This is a genomic window from Colwellia sp. 20A7, assembly GCF_009832865.1.
Taxonomy (GTDB): Bacteria; Pseudomonadota; Gammaproteobacteria; order Enterobacterales; family Alteromonadaceae; genus Colwellia.
Genome location: NZ_CP047130.1, coordinates 1,301,325 through 1,325,832 on the forward strand (window position 1 = coordinate 1,301,325; position 24,508 = coordinate 1,325,832).

The 24,508-nt window shown below is 35.8% G+C and carries 19 protein-coding genes; 16 read left to right on the forward strand and 3 right to left on the reverse strand.

Going from position 1 to position 24,508, the window contains the following annotated elements; all coding sequences use genetic code 11:
• Positions 1–29: 29 nt before the first annotated feature.
• The 9 genes from GQS55_RS05620 (at position 30) to GQS55_RS05660 (ending at position 12,508) form a co-directional block, all read left to right on the forward strand.
• Positions 30–1,424: a Na+/H+ antiporter NhaC family protein gene (locus tag GQS55_RS05620; RefSeq protein WP_159818752.1), complete on the forward strand. Its 1,395-nt coding sequence runs from the start codon at positions 30–32 to the stop codon at positions 1,422–1,424.
• 132 nt (positions 1,425–1,556) lie between these two features.
• Complete coding sequence (locus GQS55_RS05625; protein ID WP_159818754.1) at positions 1,557–3,134, forward strand: serine hydrolase; 1,578 nt, start codon at positions 1,557–1,559, stop codon at positions 3,132–3,134.
• 60 nt (positions 3,135–3,194) lie between these two features.
• Positions 3,195–5,093, forward strand: coding sequence for a glycoside hydrolase family 3 protein (locus tag GQS55_RS05630; RefSeq protein WP_159818756.1), 1,899 nt, complete (start codon positions 3,195–3,197; stop codon positions 5,091–5,093).
• A gap of 50 nt (positions 5,094–5,143) precedes the next feature.
• The gene (locus GQS55_RS05635; RefSeq protein WP_159818758.1) at positions 5,144–6,550 is read left to right on the forward strand and encodes a C40 family peptidase; all 1,407 of its coding nucleotides are present in this window, start codon (positions 5,144–5,146) and stop codon (positions 6,548–6,550) included.
• 97 nt (positions 6,551–6,647) lie between these two features.
• Positions 6,648–7,739: a dipeptide epimerase gene (locus GQS55_RS05640; RefSeq protein ID WP_159818760.1), complete on the forward strand. Its 1,092-nt coding sequence runs from the start codon at positions 6,648–6,650 to the stop codon at positions 7,737–7,739.
• A 133-nt stretch (positions 7,740–7,872) separates the two neighbouring features.
• Positions 7,873–9,465, forward strand: a complete 1,593-nt coding sequence (locus GQS55_RS05645) for a sodium:solute symporter (RefSeq protein WP_159818762.1) — start codon at positions 7,873–7,875, stop codon at positions 9,463–9,465.
• 2 nt (positions 9,466–9,467) lie between these two features.
• Entirely contained in the window at positions 9,468–10,382 is a 915-nt protein-coding gene (locus GQS55_RS05650; protein ID WP_159818764.1) for a BadF/BadG/BcrA/BcrD ATPase family protein, read from the forward strand.
• Positions 10,372–11,334 carry an N-acetylmuramic acid 6-phosphate etherase gene (gene murQ, locus GQS55_RS05655; RefSeq protein WP_159818766.1) on the forward strand — a complete coding sequence of 321 codons (963 nt, stop codon included), beginning with the start codon at positions 10,372–10,374 and terminating at the stop codon, positions 11,332–11,334. Before GQS55_RS05650 ends, murQ begins: the two co-directional genes overlap by 11 nt.
• Entirely contained in the window at positions 11,327–12,508 is a 1,182-nt protein-coding gene (locus GQS55_RS05660; RefSeq protein WP_159818768.1) for an exo-beta-N-acetylmuramidase NamZ family protein, read from the forward strand. The genes murQ and GQS55_RS05660 overlap by 8 nt, the downstream gene beginning before the upstream one ends.
• Positions 12,509–12,564: 56 nt before the next feature.
• Here GQS55_RS05660 and GQS55_RS05665 read toward each other — a convergent pair whose 3' ends face one another.
• Positions 12,565–13,419 (reverse strand): MurR/RpiR family transcriptional regulator, encoded by an 855-nt coding sequence (locus GQS55_RS05665; protein ID WP_159818770.1) that lies wholly within the window; start codon positions 13,417–13,419, stop codon positions 12,565–12,567.
• A 335-nt stretch (positions 13,420–13,754) separates the two neighbouring features.
• Between GQS55_RS05665 and GQS55_RS05670 the strand changes: the two genes are divergently transcribed.
• Together GQS55_RS05670 and pbp4b are read left to right on the forward strand one after the other, a co-directional pair.
• The gene (locus tag GQS55_RS05670; protein WP_159818772.1) at positions 13,755–16,685 is read left to right on the forward strand and encodes a TonB-dependent receptor; all 2,931 of its coding nucleotides are present in this window, start codon (positions 13,755–13,757) and stop codon (positions 16,683–16,685) included.
• Between the two features lie 150 nt (positions 16,686–16,835).
• Positions 16,836–19,325 carry a penicillin binding protein PBP4B gene (pbp4b, locus tag GQS55_RS05675; RefSeq protein ID WP_159818774.1) on the forward strand — a complete coding sequence of 830 codons (2,490 nt, stop codon included), beginning with the start codon at positions 16,836–16,838 and terminating at the stop codon, positions 19,323–19,325.
• Between the two features lie 606 nt (positions 19,326–19,931).
• Here the strand turns inward: pbp4b and GQS55_RS05680 are convergent.
• Positions 19,932–20,180 (reverse strand): type II toxin-antitoxin system Phd/YefM family antitoxin, encoded by a 249-nt coding sequence (locus GQS55_RS05680; RefSeq protein WP_159818776.1) that lies wholly within the window; start codon positions 20,178–20,180, stop codon positions 19,932–19,934.
• A 181-nt stretch (positions 20,181–20,361) separates the two neighbouring features.
• On the opposite strand from GQS55_RS05680, the gene GQS55_RS05685 reads away from it, so the two are divergent.
• The 5 genes from GQS55_RS05685 (at position 20,362) to GQS55_RS05705 (ending at position 23,812) form a co-directional block, all read left to right on the forward strand.
• Entirely contained in the window at positions 20,362–20,829 is a 468-nt protein-coding gene (locus tag GQS55_RS05685; protein WP_159818778.1) for a hypothetical protein, read from the forward strand.
• 101 nt (positions 20,830–20,930) lie between these two features.
• The gene (locus GQS55_RS05690; RefSeq protein WP_201294572.1) at positions 20,931–21,092 is read left to right on the forward strand and encodes a GCN5-related N-acetyltransferase; all 162 of its coding nucleotides are present in this window, start codon (positions 20,931–20,933) and stop codon (positions 21,090–21,092) included.
• 250 nt (positions 21,093–21,342) lie between these two features.
• Positions 21,343–22,500: a M23 family metallopeptidase gene (locus tag GQS55_RS05695; protein ID WP_159818780.1), complete on the forward strand. Its 1,158-nt coding sequence runs from the start codon at positions 21,343–21,345 to the stop codon at positions 22,498–22,500.
• On the forward strand, positions 22,490–22,948 hold the full coding sequence (locus GQS55_RS05700; RefSeq protein ID WP_236559769.1) for a bactofilin family protein: 459 nt from the start codon (positions 22,490–22,492) through the stop codon (positions 22,946–22,948). Before GQS55_RS05695 ends, GQS55_RS05700 begins: the two co-directional genes overlap by 11 nt.
• Before the next feature lie 612 nt (positions 22,949–23,560).
• Positions 23,561–23,812, forward strand: a complete 252-nt coding sequence (locus GQS55_RS05705; protein WP_159818782.1) for a TIGR03643 family protein — start codon at positions 23,561–23,563, stop codon at positions 23,810–23,812.
• 172 nt (positions 23,813–23,984) lie between these two features.
• Here GQS55_RS05705 and GQS55_RS05710 read toward each other — a convergent pair whose 3' ends face one another.
• Positions 23,985–24,485: a glycine cleavage system protein R gene (locus GQS55_RS05710; protein ID WP_159818784.1), complete on the reverse strand. Its 501-nt coding sequence runs from the start codon at positions 24,483–24,485 to the stop codon at positions 23,985–23,987.
• Positions 24,486–24,508 lie beyond the last annotated feature (23 nt).

Genomic DNA, 24,508 nt, shown 5'->3' on the forward strand with positions numbered 1-24,508 from the left:
ATTAGTTATATTTATATAAAGGGTTAAATATGGAATGGTACTCATTGTTACCGCCGTTAGTTGCTGTTTTAGTGGTCTTGTGGAAGAAAGAAGTAATACTCGCTTTACTATTAGCGATTATTACTTCTGAAGTATTACTCGCTAAAACAGGCTCAACAATGCTATTTCATGGTGTTGTTGGCGCTTGTGAGCGTATTGTCTCTGTATTTGGCTCGGCAGGAAATACGCGAATTCTTCTTTTTAGTTTAATCATAGGGGCTGTACTTGCGTTTATGCGCCACTCTGGCGGCGTAACCGCAATGGTTGAATATGTTATTTCTAAAGGTTTAGGGAAAAATAGGCGACAAGCTGCATTTATGGCAAATTTCACCGGCATGGCAATTTTCATTGAAAGTAATCTTTCGGTATTAACTGCTGGTATTGTTTCTAGAGGTTTGTTTGACCGTTATAAAATGAGTCGAGCAACACTCGCTTATATTATTGACAGTAGCGCAGCACCTATCTGTATTTTAGTACTTCTTAATGGTTGGGGTGCTTTTGTTTTAGGTTTGTTAAGTAACTATGAGTTTGAGCAAAGTGCGGCAGAAATTATGTGGGGAACTATTGCGCTTAACTTCTACCCTATTATTGCTTTGATGATGGTTTGGTATACCGCTTACACGGGCAATTTACATGGTCCATTAGCTCGTTCAAAATCAATGGTAGAAAGCCAAGTTGAAAACGAATCAGAAAACCATGCTGCACCAGTACCTGAGTTCAAGCCAACAAAAGCAAGGTTTATGTTTATCCCTTTACTCACTATGGTTTTGGGTATGATCATGTTTATGTTTTTGACGGGTGACGGCACCTTAGCTAATGGCAGCGGTTCAAAATCAGTGTTATATGCGACAGTTAGTGCCTGTCTAGTGGCTTACTTTATGATGTTATCTACTAAGAAGTTTACGCATCATCAACTGGTGAAAATTGGTTTTGATGGTATGAGTGAGCTATTACCATTAGTAACCATTGTTTTATTATCGTTAACATTAGGCGCTAGTCTAAAAGTATTAGGTACAGGTATTTATGTTGCGCAAATTATTGGTGACACTTTACCACTATTTATGATTGCACCTATGTTGTTTATTGCCGGCGCTGTCATTGCTTTTTCTACTGGAACATCTTGGGGAACTTTTGCCATATTGATCCCAATCGGCGTTCCACTTATTCAAACAATGGGCTTACCACCTTCTTTCATCATTGCGGCTATTTTAGGCGGCGGTGTTTTTGGGGATCATTGTTCACCTATTTCCGATACGACCGCTGTTTCTGCTATTGCATCAGGTTGTGAATTATTAGAGCACGTTAAAACGCAATTACCGTATGCGTTATTTGGCGGGGCGTTAACCATTATTCTTTATGCGCTTTATGGCATAGCCTTTTTATAAATACACTATTTATGATGTTTATTATCAGCAATGCTTCATGTGAAGCATTGCTTTTTTAGAAAACAGCTTTTTAGAGAATCACTTTTTTAGACAACATTCTGTTTTATTAATTAACTCGAGACGTTTTTAACGATGAAAAATTATTTAATTATATTCATTTCTATTTGTGTATTGGTTAGCCACCCAGTATCTGCACAAAAAAAAGCCTTTAATTCTGAAGACGTTGATACCTTGGTTAATGACGTATTAACGACTTTTAATGTACCAGGTGCGGCAGTAGGAGTAATAAAGGATGGCAAAGTATTATTAAATAAAGGTTATGGACGACAAGATATTAATAAAACGCTAGCAATTGACTCAAAAACGCTCTTTAAAATAGCATCAACAACGAAAGCGTTTACTGCTGCAGCGTTAGCTATATTAGTTGATCAGGGAAAAATAACTTGGGAGAGTAAAGTTGTTGATATTATTCCTAACTTTGCTTTATATGATGATTGGGTAACAAAAGAGTTTACCGTAGCTGATTTGTTAACACATCGCAGTGGTTTAGCTCGCTTTGCCGGCGATTTGATGCTGTGGCCTGAGCCGGCAGGTTTTAGCCGTGGTGAGATTATTAACAACTTAAAGTTCCTCAAGCCAGCATCAGGTTTTCGTAGTGAATATGCTTATGATAATTTGCTTTATATTGTTGCTGGAGAAGTTGTCGCTAATGTTACTAGCATGTCTTGGGAGAACTTTGTAGAAAAAAATATTTTTATGCCTCTTCAGATGAACCGTTGTTTTGCGGGTGCAGTACCGGCTAAACAAATGACGAACATTGCTCAGCCACATGGCTTAATCAACAATAAACCTACCATTATTAAACGGAATCAAACGTATCATAAAGATAGTGTTATGGCTGCTGCAGGGGGCATTAAGTGTAGTGTTAATGATTTACTTACTTGGGTTGAAACACAGTTAAACCAAGGCACGTCACCAGCAGGCGTTAAAATATTTAGTGAACAACAAAGTAAAACAATGTGGCAACCTCATACTATTTTGTCTGTTTCTGATAACGAGAAAAAATACAATAACACCAACTTCAAGTCTTACGGTTTAGGCTGGCGCTTAGCCGATATGCATGGTTATAAGCGTGTATCTCATACTGGTAGCCTGTCAGGAAACCTATCCTATATTACTATGATACCTGAGCTTGATTTAGGCGTTGTTGTCTTGATAAACCAAAACTCATCTTATGCCAGAAGTACGATCATGAGCAGTATTGTGCAATCATTTATGGATGTAGCACAAAAAGATTGGTTAGCAATTCAATTGCAAAGGCAGCAAGAGCGACAAAGCCGAATTCAAGCGAAAAATGCTGAAGTAAACCTAAATGTTATGCCTGTTAGGAAAAGCGTTGATTTACCCTTAACCTCTTATTTAGGTCTTTATCAAGATCCTTGGTTTGGTCAGGTAAAAATTTCCATGAAAAATAAACAACTGTATTTTGAATCATTGAAATCAACTCGCATGCACGGGCAATTGATTGAAAATGAAAGTAACGAATTTATTGTTTGGTATGACGATAGAAGCTTAGAAGCAGACGCATTTGCACAATTTATTATTGACGGAAACAATAATGTTGTAGGGCTAAAAATGGATAGATACTCAGATGATGTGGATGCAAGTTTTGACTACATAGATCTAAATTTTACACGTATTTCAAAATAAGCCATTAGGCATTACAAATATTTTAACCATAGAACAACATTAATTAGAATAAGAGGAAGTATGTTGAGTCGTATTAGTATAAAAATTATATTGAGCTTTGCTGTAATGATAGTTATAGCGTTCTCTTTATTGGGGAAACATCAAGACGGTCGTACAGAAATAGCACAAAAAATAGCGCAAAAATTAATGCTAGATATTCGCTATTATTGTCCAGAGCTAACAGAGCATGTTGTTTTTACAGATGATAACCAATGTGTAACACCGGTAACAACATTATCTAAGGACTTAGCTGATTTAATTACCGATACATCATTAGGTTCGGTCATTTTATTTGCTGAAAACTTTACCGGTATTGAGCAAACTATTCATTTAACTCAAGATTTGCAAAAAGCAGCGTTAGCATCAGCAAGCGAAGAGTCATTACTTATTTCAATTGATCAAGAAGGTGGACGAGTTGTTCGTTTACCTCGCACTATGGCTACTTCATTTACCGGTAATATGGCAATTGGTGCCACCTATGAGAACCATGGTGATTATTACGCAAGAAAAGTTGGCGAAGTTATTGGTGCCGAATTAGCTACTTTGGGCGTTAATGTTAACCATGCTCCAGATGTTGACGTAAATATTAATCCAAATAACCCCGTTATCAATGTACGATCTTTTGGTGAAAAACCAGAGATTGTTGCTGAGCTAGGTATTGCGATGCTTGAAGGGTTGCAGTCTAAAGGTGTTATTGGCACGTTAAAACACTTTCCTGGTCATGGTGATACAAATACCGATAGTCATACTGGTTTACCGCGAGTCGAGCACCCTTATGACGTTGTTAAATCGGTTGACTTACTCCCATTTCAACAAGCTATTGATCGTAGCAATGTTGAAATGATCATGACCGCGCATATTCAATATCCAGCGCTTGATGATAGTTTGGTGGTAAATAAATTTGGCGAATCAATGATAAAGCCCGCCACGTTGTCCAAAAAAATATTAACGTCGTTATTACGAGATGAAATGGGCTTTGATGGCATAATTATTACTGATGCGTTAGATATGGCGGGGATTGCAGAGTTCTTTTCTGAAGAAGAGGCGGTAATTCACACTTTTAATGCCGGCTCTGATATTGCCATGATGCCAATGAGTATTAGACAACCTTCAGATATACCCCGTTTTAAAGCATTTATTGAACTATTAGTTGATAAAGTATTATCAGAAGAGTTATCACTTGATGATATTGACAGCTCTGTTGAAAGAATTACTGCCTTAAAGCAAAAATTAGCACCTGCGGTAATTACCACTGTTAGTACAGATGTTAGTGAATTAACGACACAAGCTAAAAGAACGCTTGGCATAGAAAAGCATAGAGCGTTAGAACAAGCACTTGTGCAGCACTCAATTGTTGAAATAAAACCTAATCCAGCATTAGTTAAACGCATGTCAACGATTAACAACATTCATCTTGTGTTTCCTAAAAAATCACAATCAGAGGCAATGGCGTTAGCACTTAATCAATACGCGTTAAATATTGGCGGAGCATCTTGGGCAATTACTACCTCAAGTTTAGATGAGAGTAATTCTACCGCAATGCTTGAGCAGCTAGATAATAGTGAGCTTGTTATTGTGGCAAATGATAGTCAAAAGACGGCTGTTGAACTAGGGCAAGCTGGCGATTTAGCTCTAGCGACAACAGTTAAAAAATTGAATGACAAAAGTAACGCGGATAAGGCGTTAGATGTTTTAGCCTATGCCAAACAAAAGCAATTAGCGACGATTTATATTTCACTTAAAGCGCCTTATCAATTAGAGCAATTTACCAATACCGCTGATTGGGTATTAGCTTGCTTTGATGGCAATGCTTATCAAATAACAGGGTCAAATGAATATACAGGTGCTGTATTTAATGGCTTAACACAAATAATTAGTGGGCAAATAAACGCTACCGGGCATTTACCTATTACGATATAGGCTTTTTTTAATCGTCTAACTTTAGCGTAATTCTGTTTTAAGGACTTTACATGAAAATTAAAATTATTGTTTCATTCGTATTATTTATACAAATGAATGTTTATTCTCTTGCGGCATCTCCTTATATAGAAGGAAAGTCAGATGTTATTAATGTAAAAGAAGCACAGTTAAACAGTGCTTATTGGGTTGATTTACACGAAAAAAAGCGAGTGAATGATAACATCGTGTTAATAGATAAAAAGGGCGTTAGTCAATTTAACCAGCAAGTGATGCAGAGTAATTCGCACGTTGTTGATCCATTAGCAATGCCAAAGGTGTTAACGAAAGCACAATTAACTCACCATATTAATACTATTAGCGCTGTGCCAAGTAGCGATAGGTTTTATTATGATGGTCATAAGTTAGCTGATAAAGAATTTAACGCTTATAGAGATAATGTAAATATACCTGCGGTACTTGAGCAAAATAATGTTAGATGGGGGCTCGTTGTTAAACGTACCTCTTTGCGTACTTTTCCGACAACCGACAGAGTATTTAATCGTGGTATGGATACCGACCTTGATAGGTTTCAAGAAACAGCCGTGTTTCCAGGTGAAGCTATTGCCGTGTTACATGAAAGTAAAGATCAAAAGTGGTATCTAGTACAGTCATATAACTACCTTGCTTGGGTGCTAAAAGAAGATGTTGCGTTAGGTGGCAAAGAAATCGTTCATGACTTTGTACGTAATACTAACTTTTTAATGATCACCGGAGATAAAGTTTTTACTACTTTTGTGCCTAATAAAGTACAAGTATCTGAGATTCAATTGGATATGGGAGTTAAATTACCTTTAATAAGTAAGCAAGACTACATTGCTCATTTATATGGTCAAAATCCATTTGCTTCTTATATTGTGCAATTACCGGTCAGAACGAGTAAAGGCATGTTAGATTTTTTACCGGCAATGATTGCTAAAAGTAAAGACACCCATATTGGTTATTTACCGTTTACAAAACAAAATATTATCAAGCAAGGCTTTAAATTTTTAGGCGAACGCTATGGTTGGGGTCATGACTATAATGGCCGTGACTGCACCGGTTTTGTTGGCGAAATTTATAAAACATTTGGTTTGTTAATGCCACGAAATTCAGGCCAACAAGGGAATGCCAGTTATGGCAAAAATATTGATTTTACTGCGGAATCTAGCAACCAAGAAAAATTGAATGCTATTAGCCAATTAGAAATTGGTGATTTAATTTATATTCCAGGCCATGTTGTTATGTATTTGGGTGACGACAATGGCGAACCTTATATTATTCATGATGTAAAAGGCCTCGCATATTACAACGAAGACAAAAAGTATTATAAAGGTACGCTTAATGGTGTTTCCGTAACGCCATTGTTACCGCTACATTTGTCAGAAACGAAAAGTTATATTGATACAATTTATAACATCAAAAAGATCAGACTTAACTAAAACTAAAACTAAAACTAAAACTAAAACTAAAACTAAAACTAAAACAAACGCAAAGCAATAGAGGTACATGATTTACCTCAAGTTATAAGGTAGCAAAATGAAAATTACAAATATCCGTTTCGCCAAGTTAATTGTGCCATTGATAACGCCTTTTAAAACCTCTATGAGAACAGTTGAAAATATTGAAGATTTAGTTGTTATTGTGGAAACAGATGCTGGGCAAGTAGGTTATGGATCTGCTCCTGCAACGCCGGTTATTACAGGTGATACTCACGGTAGTATAATGGCAGCAATCACAAGTGTTTTACTGCCTAAATTACGTGGGATGGAGATTGAAAACTTAAACAGTATTATTCATGTTATTCAATCTTCACTGGTAAATAACAGCAGTGCTAAAGCAGCATTAGAGCTCGCTATCTATGACCTTTGGGGTAAATTTCATAACGCACCTCTCTATAAATTATTAGGGGGAGGTAATAACACGTTAAAAACTGACATAACCATTAGTGTCGATACAATCGATAAAATGGTAAGTGATTCACTTAAAGCGATTGAAGATAACTTTGATATACTAAAAATTAAAATTGGTACTGATATCAAAGAAGATATTGAACGGGTTAAAGCCATTCATAGTGCTATAGGTAATGACGTACAGATAAGATTAGATGTTAACCAAGGGTGGAGCGCTAAACAAACGGTTTACGCGGCCAATTACTTCGAAAGTATGGGGATTCAATTAGAGCTAATTGAACAACCGGTTCGTGCTGATGATATTGCTGGATTGAAATATATCTCAGATCGCGTTCATACCCCAATAATGGCTGACGAAAGTGCATTCTCTCCTAAACAAGTGATTGAGCTTATTACAAGTCACTCGGTCGATATTATTAATATTAAATTAATGAAAACAGGTGGCATTTCTAACGCCATTAAAATTGCTGATATTGCAAAAATTTATCAAGTAGAATGTATGATTGGTTGTATGCTTGAAGGCAGTATTGGTGTTTCTGCTGCAGCACATTTAGCCGTAGCAAAATCAGATGTTATCACTAAAATTGATTTGGATGGTCCTGCATTAGGTCAATTTGATCCTGTCTCTGGTGGCGTTTCTTTTAACAAGTCTATAATTCAATTAAATGAATTACCTGGTTTAGGAATAGATGTTATTAATGGTTTGATTGAACTTTAAGCCTCGAATTAATATTCAGATCAGGTTTTTGTTATAGTAAATTATAGATTTTTGTTATATTTAATTATGTATTTATGGTAATATTTGAATAATTTATTCCTAGGTATTAGCGAAGTGAAGTTTTGAGAAGCATATGAGCACATTATATTCAGGTTTGGACTGGCTAGTCTTTGGTTTGTATGGAGCTATGTTACTAGGCTCTGGTATTTACTTTAACCGCAAAAAATCAAATAACACTCAAGATTTTTTTCTTGGAGGGAATACTATTCCAACATGGATGGTCGCTATTTCTATTTTAGCAACCTCTCAGTCTGCAGCTACCTTCTTAGGTGGACCAGACCAAGGGTATCAAGGTGACTTATCTTACTTAGCAACAAATATTGGCGCTATTATCGCTGCTATTTTAGTGACTGTATTTTTAGTACCTAAATTTTATCAACAGAAAGTTTTTACTGTTTATGAATTGTTAGAAAAACGTATGGGTAGCTCTGCCAAAAAGCAGGCCGGTATTATGTATTTGTTTGGTCGGATTTTTGCTAGTGGCGCAAGGCTTTATATGGCTGCTTTAGCGGTAGCGATGATTCTTTTTGGTAATATCGACGCTGAAAATGTGATTATAGCAACGATTATTCTAACGTTAGTTGGTCTACTCTATACTGTATTTAGTGGTATTAGAACGGTAATTTATAGTGACGTTATTCAGTGTGCTGTATATGTTAGTGCAGCAGTCTTTGTTATCTATTTTATTTACACTGCAATACCTGCCAGTTTTTCTCAAATAGTAGAAGCTTTGCAGCATCCAGCACCTAATGCACCTTCTAAATTGGCACTATTCAAATTTGATTGGGATTTTTCATCAGCAGGCGTATTTAATTTTTGGTCAGCAATTACCGGTTTTATGCTATTAAATTTTGCTGCTTTTGGCTTAGATCAAGATATGACTCAACGTATTTTAACCTGTAAGAATGCGAAAGAAGCAAACAAAGCTATGCTACTTTCTGTTCTATTAGTTATTCCTGTGATGTTGTTATTTATTGTTATAGGATTATTACTGTTTATTCTGTATCAACGTCCAGATATTATGCAAATGTCGGCGTCTAGTGAGCTTATTCAAAGTTTCCAAGGTGAAAAAATCACAATATTTATGTATTACGTCCTGAATGAAATTCCTTCAGGAGTGCGTGGACTAGTGACTATTGGTATTATTGCTGCTGCTTTATCTACATTGAACTCAGGGCTCAACTCAATGTCTTCGGTAATAGTGAATGATTTATATCGACCATTTAAAGAAAAACAAACAATGTCTTTACCTGAATCACACTATGTAAAAGCAGGGCAAGTAGGCATGATTGTTGTTGCGGGTGCGCTTTGTTTAATGGCAATACTTTGCTTTTATTGGCAACGATATACAGATATGCCATTACTAAAATTCGCACTAAGCGTTATGGTTTTTTCTTATAGTGGCTTGTTAGGTGTATATTTCACTGCGTTATTTACGCAAAGAGGTAATGAACGTTCTGTTTTTTGGGCATTGATGATTGGCTTTATTGTCACACTATTTTTCCAACCTTACGTTATGTCTATTTTCCTTCCTCAAGCGTGGTTATTTGATTTAGGTTTTACGTGGCAATTATGTATAGGCTCATTTATTTCATTAGTAGTCTGTATGCTAGGACGTAATAATAAGGTCGATGATAAAAACTTAACGCCTTGTCTGGATACCTAACAATGAATGATATGATAAATAAAAGTGAATTTACTTTAGGCGTTGATGGCGGTGGAACGAAAACCATTGCAAGGCTTGAAAATTTATATACCGGACAGCAATGGCTAGCAACAGGCGGAGCAGCATCATTAACCAATGATTTTGATTCAGCCTTACAACATTGTAATGCGTTAGTTACCGAATTATGTGCGCAAGCTAATTGTAGCCGCGGTGAAATTAGCGCTGTTTTTGGCTTAGCGGGCGCGGGCAATAAAGAAAAATCAGCTAAATTTAAGCAATCAATCGTCGCTGACTTTAAAGATGTCAACGTTTATACGGATGCAAAAACTTCTTTATATGGTGCTAATGAAGGTAACCCCGTTGTGGTTGTTTCGCTAGGCACTGGTTCGGTAGGTGCAGTGTTAAACGCTGATGGAAAAGAGATTCAAATTGGAGGCTGGGGCTTTAATGTTGGCGATGAAGGGAGTGGCGCCAAAATGGGCGTGCTAGCTATTAGGGCGGTATTATCAGAGATAGAAGACTTAAGTCATGTAGAAAGCATATTAGCCCAAGCAATTGTAAGTAAGTTGGGCGGTGATCAAAATAATGTTTTAGCTTGGTCGACCTCAGCCAAACCGTCTGACTTTGCAAGTCTAACGCCTTTGATTTTTGAATATCATAAAAAATGTCGAACAGCTAGAAATATTTTAATGGAACATGTTGGGTATGTCGAAAGTTTGATTAATAAAGCACGATCAAATACTAACTTGCCAGTTGTTTTACTCGGTGGTTTATCAATACCAACATTGCCTTTTTTAAACCCAAGAATAATAAATTTGTTAGTTGAAGCAAAAGGTAATGCTTTAGATGGCGCCTGTTTATTGGCTAAAAAACTAACACAGATTCAAATTACAAGGTGTGTAACACATGGAAATTAAAGTAAACCTTCAACAACCTCAATTGATTGATGATCTACAACTAATGTCGTCTGAAGGGCGTAATCCAGATACGATGGATTTGGACTTACTCGATACTAAAAGCTTGTTAGTTGCGTTAAATAAAGAAGATCAAAAGGTTGCTCACGTTGTTCATCGAGCTATTCCTGAAATAACGTTAGCAGTAGAAAAAATTGTCTCTGCCTTTCGCAAAGGAGGAAGACTTATTTATGTTGGCGCCGGAACAAGTGGTCGCTTAGGTGTGCTTGATGCTGTTGAATGCCCACCAACGTTTAGTGTTTCTGAACATCAAATTATTGCATTAATAGCTGGTGGCGAAAGTGCTATGTATAAAGCGGTGGAAGGGGCTGAAGATGATCCCGTTCTAGCGATAACAGAGTTGAAAGCCTGTAATTTATGTAAAGATGATGTTGTTGTTGGTATCGCCGCTAGTGGAAGAACGCCTTATACAATTTCGGCTTTAAAATATGCTAAAGAAGTTGGTGCTGTTGCTGTTGGTGTTTCTTGTAATTCAGGCTCTGAGTTATTAGCAGAAGCTGATATTGCTATTTGTGCCGAAGTTGGCCCAGAAGCATTAACCGGCTCTACACGTCTTAAGTCAGGCACAGCACAAAAATTGATTTTGAATATGCTTACTACGGCAAGTATGGTCAAAACCGGTAAAAGTTATGAAAACTTGATGGTTGATGTTCATGCAAGCAACGAAAAGTTAAAGGCGAGAGCTGTACGTATTGTTATGCAAGCAAGTGCTTGTGATATGCATACTGCATCGACTGCTTTAGCAAAGACGAGTAATAATGTGAAGCTTGCTATTTTATTAGTGTTAACTGATTTACCAATAGAAGAAGCTGCTGTGCTACTAGAAAGCAAGCATGGTTTCTTAAGAGCAGCGGTTAATGATTCTATTGATCAACCAATTAAAATAAATGTATAAAATGAAAGCACTTAACTTGTTTTTGTATAGCCTTTGCTTTGTTGTTATAAGTATTGTTAGTTTCACTGGGCATGCTAAATCTATCATTGTAGGCGCTGAACAGCCTGCTGAGTATTTACCTTTATTACAGGGTAAAAAAGTGGGATTGGTGGTTAATCAAACGTCTAGCGTTGAAGGTAAACATCTTGTTGATTTTTTAATTAGTCATGATGTTGATATTAGATATATCTTTGCCCCTGAGCATGGCTTTAGAGGCAATCATGATGCTGGTGCTGTGGTTAAAGATAATATAGACCCACTTACTCAACTTCCTGTTATTTCTATTTATGGAAAAAACAAAAAACCTTCTCAAGATATTATCGAGCAGCTCGATGTTATTATTTTTGATATTCAAGATGTTGGTGTCCGTTTTTATACTTTTCTTAGCTCCATGCACTATATGATGGAAGCCGCGGCTGATGCAGGGAAAATTTTTATTGTTTTCGATCGACCTAACCCTAATATAAAGTTTGTGAACGGGCCAATATTAGAAGCAGATTTTTCGTCATTTGTTGGTATGCACCCAATACCTGTTTTACACGGTATGACATTAGGTGAGTTAGCAAAAATGATCAGTGGGCAAGGGTGGTTAACAAGTAAAAATGAACTTGATTTACATGTGATTCCAGTAAAAAACTACACGCGAAGTAGTGTTTATTCTTTGCCAATAAAACCGAGCCCTAACTTGACGAATGATCAATCTATTCAGCTATATCCGTCGCTTACTTTTTTTGAATCAACGGTGGTGAGTATTGGACGAGGAACTGAGTTCCCATTTCAAGTGATTGGTCATAATCAATACTCTATTGGTGATTTTAACTTTACTCCTATTTCAATGCCTGGCAGCGCGCTTAATCCTAAATTGATGGATAAGTTGCTAACAGGGCAAGATTTAAGAAACTCAACGATGAATGGGCTAGATTTACAACCATTTATCCAGTGGTATCAAGTGTTCGCAAAACACGGTGAAGTGTTCTTCAAATACCCTGAATTTATGGATAAGCTGGCAGGCACTGATAAGTTAAGAAAGAGTATTCAAGCAGGGAGTAGTCTTCAAAAAATAGAAGCTAGCTGGCAACAAGGGTTATCAAACTATAAAAAATTACGTGCTAAATATTTAATTTACCCTAATTAGTTTTATCTTAGTTAGGTTACTATTCGTTAGTTTTACTTTAGGTAGTTTTGCCTTAATTAATCATAAGCTTGTTGGAAATCTTTAACCACACGGTTACTTTTTTCTAACAGCTTTCTGCCTTGGCTAGAAGCTTGTGTTAACGCGATAAACAAGATATCAATAATAAACTCTTGTGATGTTCTGGCAATAATTGACGATAAACGTACCGATTCTTGTTCGGCAATCGAATACAGTTTTACATCTGCATTATCTGAAACAGGCGTAGAACCATACTTAGTTAATGATATCACTGAGCTTTTATTCGCTTTTGCTTGGCTGGTAACGGCTTTAATTTCTCTTGTTTGGCCTGATTCACTAATGGCAAACACTAGATCATTTTTTTTAAACGTTGATACATAAGCTAATTGTGCGTGACCATCAGGCTCTGCGTAGGCAGATAAACCTAGTTTTTGTAATTTATATGAAAAATCTTTACCGACTAAAGCTGAGCCGCCTAAGCCACAAATTAAAATACGCTTGGCAGAAGTAATTAACTTTACCGCTTCTTCAAAAGCACTTTGTTCGTTAAGCGATTTAGTTTCAGAAAGTACAGCCATTTTACTGTTTAGTAATATATCGGCAATTTGAGTTAACGTAGAATCTAAGGTAATTTCACCGTGTAGGGTTGGCGCACCACTCGTTTTACTATTTAACGCATCAATAACTGCCATTTTAAAAGCAGGATAGCCTTTATAACCTAGCTTTTGGGTGAATTTAACCACACTAGATTGACTTATTCCAATTACATTAGCTAACTCTTGTGATGATAAATCTCGTATTGCATTCGATGACTTTAATACAAAGTTAGCAAGTTTTAATTCACTTACTGAAAGAGATTTCTGAATAGCTTTTATTTTAAGAAGTGCTGACATTGTTACCTACGGTAATAAATTATTTTCAAACTTATATTATTATTTAATTAATAAGTCCTAATTACTAGTAAAAAATTATATAAGGCTGAAAATAACTAAAATATAAGTTATTAGAATTAAGAAATACCATTTAGGAATATTAATAATAATATATTTGTTTATTTTTGAAATACAGTAATAAAATATTTACTTTTATTACTGTTGTGATAAGTTAATCACACTGAATAAAAATTCTACATTTAAAAAGGTGACGGATTTTAAAACGAAATACTAAATTTAAATGTAAGCACAACACGTATTTAATTCTTATAATAATTAAGTTGGAGAAGTTAAACATGAAATTAAAAAAAATAGCACTTGTCATTGCAATGGGGCTGGGTGTATCCACATTCGCACAGTCTGCTAGCATAAAAGGGAATGTAACTACAGAAAGTTCAGGCCTCGCAGTTGGTGGCATTACGGTAACCGCTTCAAGTGAAAATATGCCGAAGCCTCGTACGGCAATCACAAACGCTGATGGTAGCTACAACTTACCGGCGTTAATTCCTGGTAATTACGAACTTACGTTTGTTTCTGCTGACGGAACAACACGTAGAATGAGTGTTGAAGTATTCCTAGACCAGTCAACAAAAGTAAATTTATTGCTTGAACCTGTTGAGAGAAATATTGAAGTTATTACCGTTACGGGTTCTTCAATTGTGCGTGAAGGTAATTCTTCATTAACTAACTCTATTGGTGCTGATGTTGTTGAAAGCGTGCCAATTGGTACGAACTACCGTGACTTAATGAAACTTATTCCAGGGGTACAATACTCTGAGAATACAGTTTTAGGTCCATCAGCAGGTGGTTCAGGCCGTGATAATAAATATGGTTTTGATGGCGTTGATGTATCGTTACCTATGTTTGGTACACTAGCCTCAGAACCGTCTACTCATGATGTGCAAAGTGTATCTGTTGACCGTGGTGGTGCTAAAGCTATCGGTTTTAACCGTTCAGGTGGCTTTTCAATTGATACTATTTCTAAATCAGGTACCAATGAATTTCATGGTAGCCTAGAGTACAAAATTCAAGATAAAAACTTTGTTGCTGATAAAGATGATATCGATGGTACATCGTATGATACCGACAAAACTTGGTTAATCGGGACTGTAAGTGGTCCTATTATTGAAGATGAATTGTTTTTTTATGGTTCATTTTATCAACCAGAAGAAGAACGCGTAAATAAAGAAACTGCTTATGGCGAAACAAAAGACTACAGCAGTGAACGTAAAGAATACTTTGGTAAATTAACCTATGCACCAATAGATGATTTATTACTAAACTTTAGTTACCGTACTTCAGAAAAAGAAAATCAAGGTGAGTCAATAGAGGCATTTGATGCAGATAGTACTTCAATGGGCTCAGTTGCCAATCAAGATATTTTAACGTTTGAAGGTTCATATCTTATTAATGATATGACAACCTTGAACTTTCAATACAGTGAGTTCTCTCTTGAAAGTGGTAGTTCTCCAGATAATTTATTAACAAATGTTAATCCAATAAAAGGTGCTCCGTTAGATTTAAATAATTTAGATGGTCTTGGTTTGTTTACTGTACCAAACCTTCAAGCTGACAACGAAGACTTTGACAGTGCCGGTGCTCAGGCATTAATTGACCAATATGGTTATACTGATGATGCTGGTGTCTTAACTGGTGGCGGCTCTATTGGTTCAGGCTCAACAATTGATGAATTAAATTATTACCGAGATATTTTTGAAATATCAATTGAGCATGAATTAGAGTTTGGCGCCACATACCATACTATTCATGCTGGCTTTAAATGGTCAGAAGGTACCGAGAAATTAAGTCGCGCCTCTAACGGTTGGGGTAGCATGAGTTACTTTGGCGGTGAAGAGTTATCAACTGATGGTACGCCAATTTATTATCGTGCGCTTACACAACAAATGAGTTTGGCAGATGGATCAGGTTCAGTAGTTCCTGAAATTGTATCGTCAAGTGAGAGCTTTAACTTTGAAATTAATGATTCAATAGAATACCGTGATTTTATCTTTGAAGTTGGTGTATTAATTAGTAAAGATGTTTTATATGGTCAAGGTCTTAAGAAAAATTCATCAAATGTATCTGGTTATGAACTTGCACCAGGTGAAAAATATGAAATGTATACTGTTGACTTTAAAGATATGATTCAGCCGCGTTTAGGTGCGACTTGGAATTATCAAGAAGATGCGTCTGTATTTGTCAATTACGCGAAATATAACCCCGAAGCTTCATCTTTAGCGCGTGCTGCTTCGTGGGCAAGAAATACCCGTGCAACCTTGAATGTTGATTTTGACGAAAATGGTGATTTCATTGAATCAACAGAAAGAGCAGGTTCTTCGGGTAAATTTTTCCAAGAAGGTATGACACCTCGTAGTATTGATGAATTCACCATTGGTGCAACTAAGTCAATGTCTAATAACCTATATGTACGTGGTCATATTCGTCATCGTAAAGGTGATCATTTCTGGGAAGATACAGCAAACACAGATCGCCTTTTAGGTAAATATGAAAGTCCATTTGGCGGCGTACCTGATCACATTGCAGAGAAAGGTCTTTATATTGAAAACTTAGACGCAATGCGCGCCGAAGTAGGTGGTTCATCATATGTTGTTGCTGAACTTGATGATGCTTTCACTAAGTACTGGGAAGTGAGCTTAGAAGCTGAATATTTTGGTGATAGAACTTACTTTAATGCCTCTTATGTGTGGAGTCATTATTATGGTAACTATGATCAAGATAACACGAGTGCAGATAGCGATGCTAACTTATTCATTGGCTCATCAAATCTTGCTGATGGCGCAGGTCGTCAAGTATGGGATGGTAAATACGGAACATTAAATGGTGATAAGCCACACGTATTTAAAGCCTACGGTTATTACACTACCGATTGGGAAGCGAATATTGGTGCCTATTTTGTTTACCAATCAGGTGATGTTTGGGAGAAGTGGGATGGTTCAGTATACGGTTACAGCAGTGATACAATTCGTTATGCTGAAACAGCTGGTAGTCGTCGTGAATCGAGCCATTGGCAAGTGGATTTAACTTATACTCAAAACTTTACTGTCTATGATAACTATATAGTTGAATTTTCAGCTGAATTATTTAACGTATTTGACAATCAAACAGGTTATGACTATGACCCGTATGCATCAAGTACCACGTTTGGTGAAGCACGTAGTTTAATTAACCCTCGCAGTCTACAATTATCAGCTAAAATTAGCTTTTAATTGAAAATCGAATGGTGAATCTTTAACGTTTTTAACTAGCGTTATTATTGAAATCCCCGTCATTAGATGGGGATTTTTCTTATTACTTTTTGATTGTTACTTTATGATTTTACAAAAAATAGAAATTTTAGCAGTGAATAGGCAAGTATTATGAATAACAGACTTTTTTCTTTTAATAGTAAAAACACCAAGTGTTCTTTAGTTGGACAGCTATTTGCGTGTGTCTTGTTATTGACTAGCTGCTCATCATTACCAATAAAATCGCTGCCATCACATAATTATAGTGAACGAATAAAGTTTTTAGTTATGCACTATACTGCCATTGATTACGAAAAATCAGTGCAAGCACTAGTAGAAAAAGGTCATGTAAGCTCACATTACCTTATCCCACAAACAAATGATGAAACCTATACTGAAAATGAATTAAATATTTACCAATTAGTGCCTGAATCACAACGTGCTTGGCATGCTGGTAAAAGTTATTGGCAAGGGCGTACCGAATTAAATGATCAATCTATTGGAATTGAAATTGTTAATGTACCGCAATGCCGAAAGTTAGCACAAGTTGCCGATGAAACGACAACCTATATACGAGAAAATAGCGAGAGTAAACTCTGTGTATTCCCCGATTTCGACCCGAAACAAGTCGAATTAATTATAAAACTCTCACAAGATATACTTAAACGTAACCCAGATATATTACCTACACAAATTGTTGGTCATTCAGATATTACCCCAACACGAAAAAACGATCCTGGTCCAAGATTTCCATGGCAACAACTTTATCAAGCGGGTATTGGTGCTTGGTATGAAACCGACACAGTGGATAAGTTCTGGCAAATATTCGAACAAGAAAAAGCAAATACTGGCCTTATTCAAGCGGCACTGAAAAGTTATGGTTACGGTGTGGTAGAAACAGGTGAATTAGACGCTCAAACACTAGATACCCTATCAGCATTTCAAATGCACTTTGTGCCCTGGAAAGTAACAGGTCAACCTGACTCAAAAACAGTGGCTACTATATTCGCCTTATTAGAAAAATATTTTCCTGAAAAAGCCACGGCTTTATTAAAACGATACAAGAGCGAGCTAACTGCTACCCCTGAAGTATTATTAACACAAAAACGTGGCCAAGTTGATCAACGTTTTCCTGAAATGGAACGAAGCACCCGAGCGTTGGTCAATGACCGTACTACATTCAAAAGCTATCGTGGATCAGGTGATATTATCATTGATAATAACGATGCGTTATCTGCAGATATCTATATTAATGGTCAAAAAATCAATATTAGAGAACGCATGGAAATAGGCGAACGATATCAATATAGCTTGAAGCGCCGTACTGTCAATGGTGTTAACACGTTAAAAGTTGATAATATTTTCCCTGAAGATGCGTCGTTAAATATTATCATTCCATTTCCAGAGCTTGAATTTAATAGTAAAAAACAAGACAAACGCTTTATCAATGTAGATAAACAAATTAATGCGGATATCGAACATGGCTTCCCCGGTGCAGCATTAATGGTTATTAAAGATGGTAAAGTAATCAAAAACACAGCTTATGGTTATGCACAAAAGTATGGTGATGGAGGAGAGTTATTATCTTCACCTTTACCAATGACAACAAATACCATTTTTGACATCGCCTCAAATACTAAAATGTTTGCAACTAACTTTGCTTTAATGAAGTTAGTGAGTGAAGGGCGTTTAGATACCAATAAATCACTGTCATATTATTTACCAGATTACAGCGGCTCAGGTAGAGAAACACGACGCGTTAAAGATTTACTCACTCATAGTGCAGGCTATGGCCCTCAAGTACGTTTTTTTGATGAAAATAATAAACTTGGTAAAGCTTTTTATTCTCAAAACAGTGATAAAACTAAGCAGCTTATTTTAACTAAAGTACCATTTTCAATGGGTAGGAATACTAAGCATATTTACAGTGATACTGACTTTATGTTACTGGGAATGTTAATTGAACGTATAACAGGGAAAAGCCTAGATCAATATTGTGAATTTGATATTTATCAGCCACTTGATTTACATAACACGTTATTTAATCCTTTAACTAAAGGTAAAAATAAAAAACAAATAGCGGCAACTGAAATTCATGGTACAACACGCGGTGGTCGCGTAGATTTTGATAATGTTCGTCGTTATGTTTTACAAGGTGAAGTGCATGATGAAAAAGCTTTTCATTCTTTTTCTGGTGTAGCAGGGCACGCAGGCGTTTTTTCAACAACGTCAGATATAGCCGTATTAATGCAAACACTTTTAAATAGAGGAGGCTATGGAAGTACGCAGGTTTTTGACCAGAGCGTATTAGACCAATTTATCAAACCCGCAGACACCGATGGTAGTTACGGTTTAGGTTGGCGTCGAAATAACAATGGTGCATTAAAATGGCATTTCGGGCCTTATGCTAGTCCATCAGCATACGGGCATACCGGTTGGACAGGCACAGTAACAGTTATTGACCCTGAACATGATTTAGCTATTGTATTACTCACTAACGCTAGACACAGTTTAGTAGAAGGTGATGAAACGCATTACACCTTTAAAGGAAAAGCATTTGAAACAGGGAAATACGGCAGCATCATCTCATTAGTTTATGAAGCTGTTTTAACAGGGAAATAGTTACCTGGTCTGTAGTTAATTAGTAAACAGTTAGTAAATAGCTAGCTACTAAACCGTTATTTAAAATAGCGATATAAGAAAAACTAGGCAAGAAAAGATAAGTAAGAAAAAATAACGTTACTTTTTTATTAAGTGGCGTTGAATCTTGTACAGTCAAGAGTCTGTTCCAAGGCTCTTGAGGTTAATTTTTAACTACAGAGTTTATGTGGTCTTTAGATTTATGTTTTCGGTAATAAGCTATTTTTCTAAACTAAACTGTATCCACCTTGCCTGATTGTAGTGGTCAACTAATTTTGTAAAGTTCATTACCACCAGACAATTTTTAACTTTCTATGTGCGGATTTTATATTATATCAACTAGCTTCTTCTTAAATTGGGCTTGAGTGTTAGCTCCTAATTTTTCCATTATTTTATACCAGTTTCATTAATTAAGTGAACAATTTTATACGTAGAAAAAATTGCCAAATACAAGGCATTTATTTCAATAACTAGTTGTTCTAATTATTAAATAAATAACGATGTAGTTGGTGATTTTAGCAAGTAGGAATGATCACATAGTTAGTGAGATTGGTATTAGTGCCGATTTTTTAAATGCTAACTCATAACTCATAACTTATTTAAGTTAACCTTTATGCTAGCTTCATTTTTACGCTGTTCAGCAATTGCTAAAAGCTCAAGATCTTCCATATGGTCCATCATAAATTCATATGTATTTGCTGGTATACAGTAAAATATAGGTCCATTTCTATTTAAAATAGCAATCGCTTCGCCATCTGCGCTTAAAGGAGCCTTGATTGGTTTAGCTTTTAATTCACTTATACTTACAGCTGCTTTTGTTAATATTCTAGTTGTCATACGATTTTAGGTACTTTAACGTGGCCATTAGTTAGGTCTAGTATGAGCAGTGAAATATAGCAAATCACTAAAAATGACAAAAAACAGTTGGTTGTTGATCGTATATCAGGCATTGTTATCAACCGTAATTAAACGCTTAAATGCCGTTATATTTAAATTTTTCAAAAAGTAAGGAGCACTTTTGAAAAAATTCACTAAATTATTTTTATTACCTTTAACACTGGTTATATCCTCTCAAACCTTTGCAAATGACAGTTTTACTTTTGGTTTAGGTGCAGGCACTTTATATAGTGGCCTTGGTATTAATGTAGGAATGCAGTCTAAAACAGATTTAAAGTATATTTCTGCGGGTTGTGTTAGTTATTCTTCTATTTATGGCGAAACTTGCGGTGTAGGCGCTGGTTGGATCACAACAGATATCTTTGACTTTCAAACTTCTAAGCATGGGGCAAGCTTTTATGTAGGTATTGTAGGAAGGAAATATGCTAACTTTGATCACAAAGCTATTTACGGGGCTGGCTTAGGCTACCATTACTTTTTTCGAGGCCTAGGTAATTCTGGCGCTAATATCGGTTTTACTATCACCGCTGGAAATGGAAGAGATGATATTGCTATGGGTGGTATGCTTCAGCTTGGTTATCAATTTTAAGAAAAAACTCATTAAAGAACAATTATTTGATTTTTTCGTATTGTAATCAACGATATTCGTCCGTTTAATACGGTGTTATACCTACCTCAGGAGGTTTTGGTTTGATTTCAGGCTATCGAATTAGTTACGATCTAAAAGATATGGATATTATTGCTATCAATCGTTTTATAGCGAACTCATATTGCGCTAAAGGTATCTCATTAGAGACAATGAAAAAGGCAATGAATAATTCATTGTCTTTTGGTGTTTTTAATAACTTATAATTACCTGGATAGTCGTTTTAATACTTTATTGGTGTTAGTGATAAGGCTGTTTATTTGAAACTATTAATAAGTGAATTCAACAACTAACAACCCTAGACAATTTAATATCATCAATAACACTGTTATATTTTGATTTTTTACGGTATATATATAGATGAATTAAAAATAAAATATTATTTCTTTTTTTCGAGGGATTTGATGGTATATTATCAAGGAACTTATGTTTTAGCTTTTACATTAAATCGAACTTATGCTCAAAAAAACACAACAAATCTATAAGTACCTTTTTCCGCGCCGACAATTATTAATTCGTCAAGATGGTGAAATTAAATATATTAGCGCTTCTGCTCGCCTGCAGTTTAGCCTGGTAATTGCTTTGGGAGTTTGTCTTGTTTGGTTAGCCTTTTCTAGTTTGGAATATTTTACGCTTAACGACAAAATATCATTAACTAAAAATAAGCTAGGTGAATCTCGAAACTCACTGAATCAATTGTCATTAACTTATCAAGAAAAACAAAACGCTCTGGTATTAAAACTAGAACAAGTGGAAAAACAGCAAAAGTTTTTACAAAATATTCTTGATTCAATGTCATTAGTACTACCAGAAAAAAACACTAGCCAAACAAGTCCTGATATAAAATCGTCTGAGATAATAAACACTGAATTGAAGATTGGAAGTGACAAACCTATAGCTAAATCGAGTCAGCAAACAGATGTTGTACTGGATAGCATAGAAAGCGTAAAAATTAGGCTGGAAAATATTATAAACTATCAGGTAAGTAGTAGGGTTCAGCTTGCTCAGCAAATTAGCCATCGACAACAAACGTTGACAAACGCTGTTTTGTCAACGGGGATCTCTCCTGATATGTTACTGGAAAATATGACGAGACAAGCACAAGGTGGGCCTTTAGGCGATCTAACTCTAGACACTATGTCTGCTGAAAATGAAGGTTTACTGAATAGGCTTGTCTCCCTGCTTAATCTTGAAGAGGCGCTTAGTAACGTTCCTCGAGCATTTCCAGCAAAAAAATATTACATATCGAGCCGTTTTGGTATTCGCAGTGATCCAATGATGACTCGTCCTGCAATGCATAAAGGCATTGATATGGCTGGTTGGCCTAAAACTAAAATATACTCACCTGCTAACGGTATTGTACGTCGAGCAGGCCGTAATGGCAGTTATGGCATTTTTATTGAAATTGATCACAAAAATGGCTTTACGACACGCTATGGCCATTTGCACAGCACCAAAGTAAAAAAAGGACAACAAGTTGATAAAGATGATATTATCGGATTAATGGGGAGCACCGGACGCAGTACAGGTACCCATTTACATTATGAAGTTATCTTCGATAAAAAGCAGATTAATCCAGTGAAATTGATAAGGGCTCTAACAGATGTTCTCTAAAATTATGTCGCCTAAAGTAAGCAAAGATACTAAAGTAGCCAAAGATACTAAAGTAACCAAAGATATTAAAGTGGAAACAAATATGAAAAAAACTTCAAGTAATGCTATTCCTTCAATAATCGGATCAGATGTAACTATCGTCGGTAATGTGTCAAGCCAAGGCGTAATGCAATTAGAAGGAAAAATAGAAGGTGATATCAATATCAATCATTTGACCGTAGGCAATGATGGTTGGGTTGAAGGCTCTATTGTGGCAGATGAAGCGATTATTAAAGGTAAAGTCGTAGGTACTATAAAGGCAAGAAAAGTTGTTCTTGAAAAAAGTGCTAAAGTGCATGGCGACATCCAACATGAAATTATCAGTATTGAAGAAGGCGCAGTAATTGAAGGTAGCTTCAACTCAACAAAGAAAAATGTTGTTGAAGTTTCTAAATTAAACGTAAATTAACCCAACACCCACTCTAATATTATCAAGTTACCTATTATGATGGGTTTGTATATCACCATTACAAACCTGAGTGATATATGGTAAAAATAGATAATAAGATAATAAGATAATAAGATAATTGGATTCACTTAATTATGAGTTTTTAGCTAAGCTTAATTACTCTATTTTAATCAAGAGCCTTTTATTTTAGTACCGCTATATTTGTATTTATGCAAATATAAAAGTACGTTCAACTAGTGAGAAGACATCTTCTGACTAAGCTCTTCAAAAAGTACCATCATATTTTTAGTTTGCAGCACTGCTAATTATGGAGTCAAAAGTTGTAATTAATTAGAGTTTTAATTAATTTAATTGACTTGAAAATCTACTCGGACGGCCGACTTTAGTTGGAAAGTTCAATCTTTTGACTAGAATTAAAGCACCAATTTAAAAAAGTATTTTGCTGATAACTACGGCTAAAAAAAATTATTAATTAAATTGATAGCTTATATTACCACTGTATTTCCCCGCGACTAATTACTTAGGTGCTCCGACGTTTAAGGTGAAGTTCCTTTTGATCTAAAAGTGTAGAATGTACGTATGTTTACTCTGTTGACAAATAAAGGGTACTCAATGAAATTATCTCAAGAAAGTGAATCAAGAATTATTGAAATGGCGTGGGAAGATAGAACGCCGTTTGAGGCGATAGAGCTACAATTTGGTTTGAATGAGTCTGACGTTATTCGCTTTATGCGTAGTCATTTAAAGTTGGGCAGTTTTAAACTTTGGCGTTCTCGTGTTTCTGGGCGTGCAACAAAGCATATAAAAATTCGCAGTGCCGATGTCTCTCGGGGGTATTGTCCTACTCAGTACAAGCATCGCTAAAAGAGTAGGTATTAAACAGGTATTAAGTTGCTATTTATTAGAGGGCTTAAAAGTAATAGTATTCTATTATTAAGCCCTTTCCTGTGAATTTATCACGCTATCTTAATGAATTTTTTATTTAATGCGCTTATTTTTGTATTAAATGCGTTAATTCAGATTTGAATATATGTAGTTAAGCTCTGGCAATATCAACCATTAAATCATCATCAATATTCTCTAAAGCATCGACCAGTGTATCAACATCTTTTGCTTTTATTGCAACGTGAGCTTTAGCATTAAATATTAATTGCCCTGTGTGAGCGGCACTGGTTTGTGAACTTACTAGTTTAATTAAGTTACCGCCTTGCAGATGAATAATAGACGAAATTTCTTGTACAATACCTGCTCTGTCATTAGCGGTTAACTCGAGTGTTAAGTTAGCGTTTACTTTTTCTGAAACTGAGTGAGCTATTTCAATTTGACAGTTTAAGCTTGCAATATTGTTAAGTGCTGTCACTAATGCTTGAGTGTTATCTACACTCACTGCAACTTCTATTACACCGGCAAAAAAACCAGATAAATGATGTAAGCTACTTACTTGCCAATTACCTTGATGCTCTTTAATAACATTAGACAAGGTGTCTACAATACCCGTTTGGTCTGCACCAATACATGAAATTACAATATGGTTCATAGGGATCCTTAAATACGGAGTTT